An 8,923-nucleotide genomic window follows, 5' to 3' on the forward strand; every position below is an offset into this window, starting at 1 on the left:
TGGCAGATGACCAAAGTACCACCAAAGCTAGTGTTCAACACATAATAGTTTATATACATATTTCTAATAAAAGGAGATTTACAAGTTCAAAGTTCATTTGATATAATTAACTAGTTGATCCTGAATCTTGTTCCAATTTTCAAATAGCTCATCAACGATAGGAATATCGGCCGGTGCCCAATTAAGGGATTTTATATTTTCTTTTGATACCCAACGTACTTCCTGATGTTCAAGCAGTGTAATTTCTCCACTCTGCCAACTGCAAACAAAGGGCAATAATCGTATCAGTTTGCCTGCAGAATAAGAATACTCACTAGACTTCAATGCAACACGTGTGCAGACAGAAATTGCCAATTCTTCTTTTATTTCTCTTACAAGACAAGCTTCCGGGCTTTCATTTTTTTCAACTTTCCCACCAGGGAATTCCCAAAATCCTGAAAGATTCATAGTATTAGATCTTTGCGCGCAAAGCACCTTCCCATTCAAAAATATAAGAGCGCAGGTGACTAAAACCACTTCCACTGTAGAGATAATTTTGCTCTAGAACGATATCACTACCTTACCTCAGGCACAAACTCCAACTTAGATTTTTCCCTATTTTTGGCATCAGTATGCTAAGCGAAAAAGAAAAAACATCTACCTCGTCCTAGTCATTGCCTTTTCGGTTATGGCTATCTCCCTGAGTTTCTATTTCTACCAGATATTCTTCAGCCCAAATGTGCTGATAGAGTCTGATCAGAACTATATGTTGAAAATAGGGAGTAATGACACATTCAAAACCGTATCAAATAAACTTTATGACAATCATGTGGTAAATGACTTGGTGAGTTTTGGCTTTTTAGCCAAAGTCATGGACTACCAGGAAAACGTAAAACCAGGACTTTACACCATCGAACCAAAGATGACAAACCTGGAATTAGTAAGGTTACTTCGGTCAGGCAGGCAAACTCCTATCCGAGTCACCTTTAATAATGTGAGAACCAAGGAGGATTTAGCGGAAAAAATCACTGCTAATATGGAGATTTCCAAAGATCAATTTCTTGACTTAATTCAAGACTCAGTATATATCCGAAAGTTTGATTTTGATGAAGAAACTATCATGTCCATGTTTATCCCAAATACCTATGAAGTTTGGTGGAATACAAGCGCTGAGGCACTTTTTGATAGAATGCACCGGGAATATGAAAGTTTTTGGACAGAAGAGAAAAAGCAAAAGGCCCGCCTACTTGGGCTTACTCCTAAAGAAGTCAGCACCCTCGCCAGTATTGTTCAAGCTGAAAGTCAAAAATCTGATGAGCGACCAAGAATCGCCGGAGTCTACCTAAACCGATTACGGTTAAACATGCCACTTCAAGCTGATCCGACATTAGTTTTTGCACTTGGAGATTTTGAATTGAAACGTGTGCTAAACGTCCATAAAGAAACTGATAGCCCCTATAATACTTATAGGTATGCCGGCCTACCTCGGCCCTATAAACTTACCCGATATCAACTCATTGAATGCAGTACTAAATGCAGAAGATCATAAGTTTTTATACTTCTGCGCAAAAGAGGATTTCTCAGGATATCATTCTTTTGCTACTAATTTAGCGCAGCATAATGCAAATGCAAGAAGGTATCAGGCCGCACTTAATGCAGCCAAGATTTACTAAGTATGTATCAAGCAGAAACTCAAATTCGTGTAAGATATGCTGAGACTGACCAAATGAGTTATGTCTATTATGGTAATTACGCGATGTACTTCGAGGTGGCCAGAGTGGAAGCCATGCGCAGTATTGGTTTTTCATACAAGGAAATGGAGGATGAGGGCGTGATGATGCCTGTTGTGGAAAGCCATTTCCAATATCTGAAACCAGGCAAATATGATGAATTACTTACCATTAAAACCACTATCCCAACCCTCCCTGGAGTCCGAATCAGGTTTGAATATCAGGTCTTTAATTCGCAGGGAGAATTAATCACAGAAGGTTGGACTATTCTAACTTTCCTCAAAAAAGACAGTCATCGTCCGACCAGACCTCCACATAATTTGTTAGCTTTATTGAAAGCGTATTTTCAAGAAGTAAGGTAAAGTGATCAAAACAAAAATCCTTAGGTTAGAAGTCAAGTTACTTTGGCAAGCACGCAAGCTTAAGAAAATTCATTTCGGCGATCCGGACAAGAACTTGTTTGATGTAGGAAGGATATTTTTGGTTCAACTACAAAAGGATGATATCATCGAGCGTGCAGGGTCAATGGCATTTAGCTTCACTATCGCCCTATTCCCTTTAATTCTTTTCTTGCTAAACTTGATCCCCTACCTGCAGGACATTTTCCCATACATTACTACGCAAAATATCCTGACCTTTATCCAAGAAATACTACCTGCAGAAGTATATACTCAATCGGAAAACACCATCATGGATATTGTTTCCAAGCCAAGACAGAGCATGCTATCCTTGGGTTTTTTCTTTGCATTATTTGCTTCCACCCAGGGAGTAATGTCTATGATGAATTCCTTTAACTCCGTTTACCAGACCAAAGACAACCGTGGTTTCCTTCAAAGCCGAGGAATCGCAGTGAGCATTGTGATGGTATTGGCATTTACGGTGATCACCGCCAGCATAGTCATGATTGTGGGAGGAGTATTAATCAGAAGACTGGATGAGCTTCAGGTGTTCAATTCGGGATTTATGATTTTCTTATTTTCCAGCCTGAAATTTCTGATATTACTTTTGATGTTTTACATCACTACTGCATTCATTTTTCGATTTGCTCCTGCAGTTCATGACAAATGGAATTTCTTTTCTACAGGAGCCAAATTAGCAGGGCTATTGATCACGTTTGGATTTTATGGCTTCTCCTTTTACTTAAATAATTTTGCCAGCTACAACAAGCTATATGGTTCAATAGGCACTTTGATTGCGTTGATGCTATGGCTTCTGATCACCTCAATTATTGTGATTGTATGCTTTGAGGTGAATGTGGAGTTTGGATTTGGTAGAAGAAAATAAGAAGCGTAAAAGAAGTGCGGAACCGGATAGTTCTCACTTTAGACACAGAAAGTATTATCGCGGAATAAATATAGATCTGCAATTTTTGTATCCTATCAACCAGAACCACCACTATTCAAAAGATCTACCTCCATTTTTATTATTTAATTTGAGCTAGAACCCGGTAGAAAAGCCCAAAATTTTATTTGGAAACTCTTTCAACCTCATTTTTTTTAAAAAATAATCCCTAAACAATCAGCGGGTTAGAACAAAAAGGCAAAAGAGGCTTTGTAAAAGTTAGCTTTTAATTTATCTTTGCAGACCAAATCAGGGAATTATCCCTGAAGACGACCTAGAGGAATGGCAGAGCGGTCGAATGCGGCGGTCTTGAAAACCGTTGTACCGTGAGGTACCGGGGGTTCGAATCCCTCTTCCTCTGCATTCTTAAGAGAGCTAAGCTAACACTTAGCTCTCTTCTTTTTTATATATTTTCAAATGATTCAATTGTATTATTATTCAAAATCTAAGGATCAGTCCTAAAAGTTGGGGGAATTGACACAATGCATTTTCTTTGCTAAAAAAAGAATTGGAAGAAAAGGACTACCTCAGCTTGCTTTTGCCTCAGGGCCTGCTTGAATTTTTCAAGGTTACTTCAGCGGGACTCAAAGACAATGCTTACCACATTTATTTGGAAGAGCTCAATATTCATCCCGAGCATCTTCAGGGGTCAAAACTCACCTCAAAGGGTTTTTATGATGAGGTAAGTATTCAGGATTTCCCGTTGCGCGGTAAAGCCTGTTTTCTGAATATTAAGAGGAGGAAGTGGCTCAATGAAGAGACAGGAAAGAATGTGAGTAGAGATTGGAGCTTGGTGGCAAATGGTACGCGGATGACAGAGGAATTCGCGCTTTTTTTAAAAAGGAACGACTGGATTCATCGCCGGTAAGTTGCAAAAGCCTAGCGGATAACTTCCAGGTAAACGGAAAAATCCTTGAGCATCAATACGTTTTCCATCTGAGCAACTTCCTGGACTGGCAACAACGCCCACATGCTAAAGACTGGATTATTTTTCCTGAAAATCTGGGAACACATCTCAGCATTGATGAAACAGCCCTCTCTCAAGGAGAACTGTATACTGTCCTGACCAATAAAGCAGCAAAAGGTAAGAAGGGAGCTCTGGTTGCCATGATAAAAGGGACTGAAAGTGAAACAGTGAATGCTGTTCTCAGGCAACTACCCGAGAATAAACGGAAAAAGGTAGAGGAAGTAACACTAGATATGGCCGCCAGTATGGAAAAGATCGTACGCCGTAGTTTTCCCAAAGCCCAATTGGTCACTGACCGGTTTCATGTCCAGAAACTGGTCTATGACGCAGTTCAGGAAATGAGAATCGCCCACAGATGGGACGCTATTGAACAGGAGAACAAGGAAATGGAGCTCAGTAGAGAGTGTAAAAAAACATTTATTCCACACAAGCTCGAAAATGGTGATACCGAAAAACAACTGTTAGCCAGAAGCAGATACCTGCTTTTCAAAGGAGAAGATAAATGGACAATATCGCAGGCACACAGGGCCGAGATTCTCTTCCGGCGCTACCCTGATCTGGAAAAAGCCTACAAACTATCGAGATCTCTGGCAAGGATCTATCAAACAAGCAAGCTAAAAGGTGTCGCCTTCACCAAGCTGGCTCATTGGTACAATGAAGTGGAAGAAGCAGGCTTCAAATCATTCAATACCGTGTCCAGAACCATACAGAATCACTACACTTCCATTCTGAATTTCTTTGAAAACAGGAGTACAAATGCATCAGCAGAATCATTCAATGCAAAAATAAAAGCATTCAGGGCTCAGTTCAGAGGTGTCACTAACATTGAATTCTTCCTGTTCAGACTATCTAATATCTATGCGTGAATAAACCTGCTCCCCAGATATTCCGACTGATCCCTTTTCACCTTTATTGAACTCATTAAAAATTTTATGTATAACCGCTTTTCTACCAGTAAGGAGACAAAAGCAGTGTAAGATTTGTTAAACTTAGGAGTTGAGGCTACATCGGCCTTCGGTCACTTGCATTGAGCGTAGCCGAAGTTTCAGTCTTCCAACCTCATACGCAAAGAATATAAGGTGACTGATCTCATTGCGGACAATCATAAAAAATTACTAGAGAATTTCTTTTGTAGGATTATTACATAAAATTATATGAGCGATATATTGAACAGTGAAATATGCTTAGTGTCAGGTCATTACCCCAGTGGAGTCACATTTGCTGAAGTGAATAAATGGGCTATATCAGAATATGCAAGGGTAAATTCATACGATCTATTTTACGATTCGGTAACAAAGGTTCCAAATAAGGATTTTGAGCTACACTTCAGAAGATCGCTTCTTTTGATTAAAGCTGCAAAAATGTACCCAAAAGCTAAGTGGTATATTTGGCTTGACACCGACATCTACCCTAAGTCTTTGAGCATCCGTATTGAAAGCCAAATTGACTTGGACACTCCGAATATTTTATACCATCTTTTTCACGAGCACCCATGGCATTATAAAGTCAACACTGGAGTGAAAATAGTGCATCGAGATGCAATCCATATAGAAAGTGAGATTTATAAACTAAGAGCAAACTTCCCTTATCCATTTGAGCAAAAGGCAATGGTCGACTATGTTATCCCTAAATACCCTAAACAGATAATCATTCATGATCCAGAGAAGTTGAATTGCATTTATGACATTCACGATATCAATAAAGGGCTCTTCATTCATGTTTGTGCTAGAAAAGAAGTAGACCGCAACCTCATTTCATTGGTAAAAACCCGTCATCTCTTTAAAAAAAACCCGTCAATTCACTCCCAACAATTTTTCAAACTTTATTATAGTTTGATACTCAAAAACTCAGTGTTAAAATTCAAGTCTATACTTAAAAATAGAAACCCTTTAAAAAAGAAGAACAACATAAGGGCTACCCATACACCTTAGCCAAACTACATATCGCGAATAATAAGTAACCCCAGTTAGCCATTCACCAAACAGTTGATCTTAAATCCTCTTTCTAATCTTAACTAGAATTAAGAATATCCGTGTAAGGAATCAAATCTCAACTGCAATCGAACTTGCATGATCTTAAAAACAAGATTCTCAATACCAATTGCTTAACATTCAAAAATAGTCAATTCTAACCCTATCATGCTCCACTTAAGCACTACGCCCTTACCTAAAAAAAGCAGCCAGATCAGCCAGAAAAGAATTCATTTTGCTTAATATTGAGTTTAAATTACTCTTCAAATAACACCATGGGAAAAATCATTGCCATAGCCAACCAGAAAGGCGGAGTAGGCAAAACTACCACAGCGATGAACTTGGCAGCTAGTTTGGCTGTCCTGGAATTTAAGACCCTGGTGATTGACGCTGACCCACAGGCTAATACCACTTCTGGGTTGGGTCATGATCCCAAATCCATCAACACCAGTATTTATGAATGCATGGTGGATGGAATTGATGTGAAAGAGATTATCCATAAGACTGAACTCGAATACCTAGATTTGGTGCCTTCCCATATCGACTTGGTGGGAGCGGAAGTCGAGATGATCAATTTGGATAATCGGGAAGAAAAGATGAAAGAGGTAATTCAAGACCTCAAAGAATTGTATGACTTCATCATTATCGATTGCTCACCTTCCTTAGGATTAATTACGATCAATGCGCTAACTGCTGCCAATTCAGTCATAATCCCCGTTCAATGTGAATATTTCGCCTTAGAAGGCTTAGGGAAATTATTGAACACCATAAAAATCATTCAAACTAGACTAAATCCAGATCTGGAAATTGAAGGCATTCTACTGACCATGTATGATGTACGACTGAGACTATCTAATCAAGTGGTGGAAGAGGTTAGATTGCATTTCAAAAACATGGTTTTTGAAACTATCATCCCTCGTAATGTAAGACTCAGCGAAGCTCCTAAAGCTTGTGGTCTTGCCTGCGTATTCCATTTGATGCAGATGGAAAAGGAGCAGTAGCATATTCGAATCTGGCGGGTGAAATAGTACAGAAAAATGATGTACAAAAAGTGACCAAATAACTATGTCAGATAATAAACCTAACCGAAAAAAAAGTGTCTTGGGGAGAGGCCTTGGAGCCTTGCTTGAAGATAGTCCTGCCAAACACAAATCTGAGGAGATTTTACCTGAGGTAGTTAAAACAGGAATTTTCGAAATCCCTCTTGACCAAATTCAAGTCAATCCATTTCAACCCCGTGTTCACTTCGACACTGCTGCTTTAGCCGAACTTGCCGAATCAATCAAAGTTCAAGGCATCATTCAGCCCATCACAGTCCGTAGACTCGACACAGATGAATACCAGTTGATATCTGGTGAACGATAGATTTCAAGCTTCAAAAATTGCAGGACTAACTCAAATACCGGCTTATGTCCGCACTGCAAATGATCAGCAGATGCTTGAGATGGCTTTGATTGAAAATATTCAACGTGAAAATTTAAATGCCCTAGAAATCGCCCAATCCTACCAGAGGCTTTTAGCAGAATGTGACTTAAAACAAGAGGAATTAGGTGATCGGGTCGGTAAAGACAGAACTACTGGGAAGAATTACCTCACGACTATTAAAACTTCCACCGACGATTCAGGCAGCGATCCGGGATCAACAATCGTCAATGGGTCATGCCCGCGCTTTGATTAATATAGAGGATGTAGATAAGCATACTTGCTACTCTCAAAAAAAGCGGTTGAAGAAGAGTTAAGTGTAAGGAAAGTAGAGGCTTTAGTAAAAGCTTTAAATGAAGGCAAGCCAGAGAAACCATCAAACAAAGAACTTGATCCAGTTCGCAAGTACGAAATCAACAAACTCCAGCAGCGACTTGCCTCACACTTTGGGACTAGAAGTAGCATTGAAAGTCCAACCCAAAAAATAAGGGTGAAATTAAAATCCCTTTTAATTCTGCATCTGATCTTAACCGAATTCTGGAAATCCTAGAAATCATCTAACATTGAGGTTCATCTTTTGCCATAGACTAGTTCAACGTAAATCCCCACTCATTCTAGTGGGATTTTTGGTTTTTTGTTTTAGTCTAAGCTCAGCATCTTTTGCTCAGGAATTAGAGGAGAATGAACAGCCAAAGGCTTCCAAGTCAGAGGCCGATTACTCCTTGCTGCCGAAAAATCCAAAAAAAGCAACGATCCTCTCAGCAATTTTGCCAGGCGCTGGACAGGTTTACAATGGAAAATCGTGGAAAGTCCCTTTAATTTATGGGGGTATAATCACCGATATTTACTTCATAAATTTCAATAACAGGCGATATCAGATATTTAAGCAAGCTCTTTCAGATTTTGATAACGACCTTCCAACTCGATTTCCCGAGCTTAAATCGGGATGGATTGGTTCGAAATGTAAATTATTGGCGAAAAAACCGTGATCTTTGCTACCTACTATTAGTCGGTATTTATGCCTTAAACTTAATAGATGCAAATGTAGACGCGCATCTATCCGGTTTTGACGTATCGGACGATATCGCATTAAAATTTGAGCCTCACTACGAAAGATTTTCTTCAAACAATACTTCGGTGGGGCTTTCTGTAAAACTCAACTTTTAAAATATGAACATTTTACTTCTCGGATACGGGAAAATGGGTCAGTTAATAGGCCAACTCTCAGAATCACGTGGGCATAGTATAGCAGGAAAAATCAATATTGACAATCTTACTGATTTAGATTCGCTAGACCCTGCTACTATCGATGTAGCGATCGAGTTTAGTCAACCAGAAGCTGCTGTTGAAAACATTAAGTGGGCGATTGAACGAGGTATTCCGATAGTCTCGGGCACCACTGGATGGCTTGATAAAAAGCCAGAAATTGAGCAATTAACTAGGTCTAAAAATGGCGCCTTTTTCTACGCTTCAAATTATAGCGTTGGAGTAAACATCTTTTTCAAAGGCCAATG

General features: G+C 39.3%; 8 protein-coding genes, 1 tRNA gene and 4 pseudogenes. 12 read left to right on the top strand and 1 reads right to left on the bottom strand.

Annotated features, from left to right (window positions below; genetic code table 11):
• Nucleotides 1-93 precede the first annotated feature (93 nt).
• Nucleotides 94-522, bottom strand: a complete 429-nt coding sequence (locus AC0L6R_RS24280; RefSeq protein WP_473273489.1) for a (deoxy)nucleoside triphosphate pyrophosphohydrolase — start codon at nucleotides 520-522, stop codon at nucleotides 94-96.
• Nucleotides 523-667: 145 nt separating this feature from the next.
• On the opposite strand from AC0L6R_RS24280, the pseudogene mltG reads away from it, so the two are divergent.
• The 12 genes and pseudogenes from mltG to AC0L6R_RS24340 all read left to right on the top strand — a co-directional run.
• Nucleotides 668-1,652: pseudogene (gene mltG, locus AC0L6R_RS24285) on the top strand (endolytic transglycosylase MltG).
• 2 nt (nucleotides 1,653-1,654) lie between these two features.
• Nucleotides 1,655-2,071, top strand: coding sequence for an acyl-CoA thioesterase (locus AC0L6R_RS24290; RefSeq protein ID WP_283413845.1), 417 nt, complete (start codon nucleotides 1,655-1,657; stop codon nucleotides 2,069-2,071).
• Between the two features lie 4 nt (nucleotides 2,072-2,075).
• Nucleotides 2,076-2,993, top strand: coding sequence for a YihY/virulence factor BrkB family protein (locus tag AC0L6R_RS24295; protein ID WP_473273493.1), 918 nt, complete (start codon nucleotides 2,076-2,078; stop codon nucleotides 2,991-2,993).
• 333 nt (nucleotides 2,994-3,326) lie between these two features.
• A tRNA-Ser gene (locus AC0L6R_RS24300) sits at nucleotides 3,327-3,411 on the top strand.
• 132 nt (nucleotides 3,412-3,543) lie between these two features.
• On the top strand, nucleotides 3,544-3,918 hold the full coding sequence (locus tag AC0L6R_RS24305) for an ISAon1 family transposase N-terminal region protein (RefSeq protein WP_348339436.1): 375 nt from the start codon (nucleotides 3,544-3,546) through the stop codon (nucleotides 3,916-3,918).
• Nucleotides 3,834-4,883 carry an ISAon1 family transposase gene (locus AC0L6R_RS24310; protein WP_473272349.1) on the top strand — a complete coding sequence of 350 codons (1,050 nt, stop codon included), beginning with the start codon at nucleotides 3,834-3,836 and terminating at the stop codon, nucleotides 4,881-4,883. The genes AC0L6R_RS24305 and AC0L6R_RS24310 overlap by 85 nt, the downstream gene beginning before the upstream one ends.
• A 288-nt stretch (nucleotides 4,884-5,171) precedes the next feature.
• Nucleotides 5,172-5,948 (top strand): glycosyltransferase family protein, encoded by a 777-nt coding sequence (locus AC0L6R_RS24315; RefSeq protein ID WP_473273490.1) that lies wholly within the window; start codon nucleotides 5,172-5,174, stop codon nucleotides 5,946-5,948.
• A 314-nt stretch (nucleotides 5,949-6,262) separates the two neighbouring features.
• Nucleotides 6,263-7,050 (top strand): annotated as a pseudogene (locus tag AC0L6R_RS24320) (ParA family protein).
• A gap of 2 nt (nucleotides 7,051-7,052) precedes the next feature.
• Nucleotides 7,053-7,970: pseudogene (locus tag AC0L6R_RS24325) on the top strand (ParB/RepB/Spo0J family partition protein).
• Between the two features lie 56 nt (nucleotides 7,971-8,026).
• Nucleotides 8,027-8,398 (top strand): DUF5683 domain-containing protein, encoded by a 372-nt coding sequence (locus tag AC0L6R_RS24330; protein WP_473273491.1) that lies wholly within the window; start codon nucleotides 8,027-8,029, stop codon nucleotides 8,396-8,398.
• Nucleotides 8,313-8,576 carry a DUF5683 domain-containing protein gene (locus tag AC0L6R_RS24335; protein ID WP_473273492.1) on the top strand — a complete coding sequence of 88 codons (264 nt, stop codon included), beginning with the start codon at nucleotides 8,313-8,315 and terminating at the stop codon, nucleotides 8,574-8,576. Before AC0L6R_RS24330 ends, AC0L6R_RS24335 begins: the two co-directional genes overlap by 86 nt.
• Before the next feature lie 3 nt (nucleotides 8,577-8,579).
• A pseudogene (locus AC0L6R_RS24340) lies at nucleotides 8,580-8,923 on the top strand (4-hydroxy-tetrahydrodipicolinate reductase); the annotation flags it as partial.

Source organism: Algoriphagus sp. 10J20-15, assembly GCF_055809615.1.

Coding starts and splice junctions, on each gene's coding strand:
- AC0L6R_RS24315 (WP_473273490.1), top strand. CDS start 5,172: ATGAGCGATATATTGAACAGTGAAATATGCTTAGTGTCAGGTCATTAC.
- AC0L6R_RS24290 (WP_283413845.1), top strand. CDS start 1,655: ATGTATCAAGCAGAAACTCAAATTCGTGTAAGATATGCTGAGACTGAC.